We start from the raw sequence: 1753 nt of genomic DNA, 5'->3' as shown, positions 1-1753 counted from the left end.
GGTGGCCGCCAGCTGCGGTGCCAGGGTGTCGGCCATGCGCTCCAGTTCCACGCGAATCGCCGTGGCTGCCTCGGCCAGCTCGTGCTCGACCTGGCCGGCGTCGAGCAGCTTGCCCATGCTGACCTCGTAGTCGCGCGCAGCGGCCTTGGCGTCGATCTCGGCCTTGTCGGCCAGCGCCTTGGCCTTGCGCTTGGCATCGGGCGTAGCGGGCGCGGTGGCACCCTCCCCGCTCTCCGCATCGCCATCAGCGTCCACCTCGTCGCCGTCAGCGCCCGCGTCCGTGGTGTCCCCTACCCCCGCCCCTGCCAGCGAAGCGCCCCGCGCCTGAGCGTGGCGAGCGGCCACGGCACTGTAGCTGGGGTCCTGGGTCTGGCCGTACAGCGCCAGGGAGGCGTCGCGCAGGTAGCCCTTGCCGTCCTCGGCGCAGACCAGGCGGCCCTTCTTCTTCAGCTCCACGATGTAGGACGGCCGGCAGCCGATCAACAGTGCCAGATCCTTGCCCGAGACCTGTACGTCCTCAGAAGCCATGCACAGCCTCCCCTTCCATCTTTTTCAAGAGAGCGGTAACAGACGAAAACGCGCGCGCGAGCGGGTGTGTGGGATGTGCGGGAGGACGTGCGCTCGTGAAAATGCGCGAAACGCCTGCGGCACATGCGCTGTGCGGGACGTGCGGGACGTGCGGGCACCTATACGCGCGTGACGCACGCATGTGATGCGAGCGCATGTGGGCACGCGCGCGCCCGCACACGTGAGCGGAAAAAGTCCCGCACGTCCCGCACACGCCTACTGCCACTAGGAGAAATGCCCGCACAAATGCCCGCACGTCATCCCGCACGTCCCGCACGTCTGTAGTCGAGAGGCTCATGCGCGCCCCCGATAGTCGTTGAACGCACTGCGGAACGCTACCAGCTCATCGCCCAGATAGGCCTGCTCGGTGCGCTCGTCGGGAGGTGCTGTAGATCCTAGCATCAGGAAGCCGTGTGGGCCCAGCGTCGTCTGCCCAACTGTGTAGCGCTTGCGCGCCCTGTCCGGATGGATGATCTGTCGCTTGCGCACCAGAGCGTTGACGAACTTCGGGTTCGGCGCTGGGCGTACCCCCTCCTTGCCGCACCAGACCTTGTAGAGCTCGTACCACTCCTTCGACAGGGCCGGTCGTGGCTTCACCCCGGGTATGTCGTTGCCATACAACTCATCCAGGAACCGTTGCGGGCTGTCCTGGCTCAGGCCGATCAGCTCGCGCTTGGCCTGCGTCATGGGAGGATTGGTCCCGTTGGTGAACCCGGTGAGGTCAAGGCGCAGCAGATAGTCGTGCAAGGCCGCTGTGCCGCCATTGCGGATCTCTTCCAGCGCATCCAGGTAAAACGCCTCGGTCAGCTTGTCCGGCGTCCAGATCACCGCGTGACGGCGGTCGTCTTCTTCCAGCACAACGGGCATGGCTTCGTTGGACAGGAACACCAGGTTGGCATGGTTGTCTTCCTCATACGCCTGCAGGTTCTTCGGATTGATGCGGATGCGGTCGCCGGTGATCAGCGCCTTGAGTTTGTTCTTGAGGTGGTAGACCTCGGTGCGAGCCACCACTTCGTCGGCGAGCAGGAACAGCTTGCGGCTGGCCCAGTCGTTAAATTTGTCTTCCAGCGCCGCCTGATCCAGCACGCGTCCGTAGTCGCCGAACAGCTTCATGTACTCATCGAAGAACATGTTCTTGCCGGTGCCCTGCGGGCCATGGATGACGATGGTGCTCTTCATCTTGGCT

At 64.7% G+C, this 1753-nt stretch carries 2 protein-coding genes; both read right to left on the bottom strand.

Going from position 1 to position 1753, the window contains the following annotated elements:
- Window positions 1–528, bottom strand: a 528-nt coding sequence (locus EGJ34_RS20975) for a hypothetical protein (RefSeq protein WP_125362346.1), incomplete at its 3' end; no start/stop codon positions are given.
- Window positions 529–861: 333 nt separating this feature from the next.
- Window positions 862–1753: DUF5906 domain-containing protein (locus tag EGJ34_RS20970; protein ID WP_221740432.1), on the bottom strand; the 892-nt coding region annotated here is incomplete at its 5' end.

Origin of the sequence: Stenotrophomonas sp. 278 (assembly GCF_003935715.1) — a bacterium.
Lineage (GTDB): Bacteria > Pseudomonadota > Gammaproteobacteria > Xanthomonadales > Xanthomonadaceae > Stenotrophomonas > Stenotrophomonas maltophilia_AH.
Note: the sequence above shows the minus strand (reverse complement) of the source record. Positions and strands in the feature narration are given on the sequence as shown.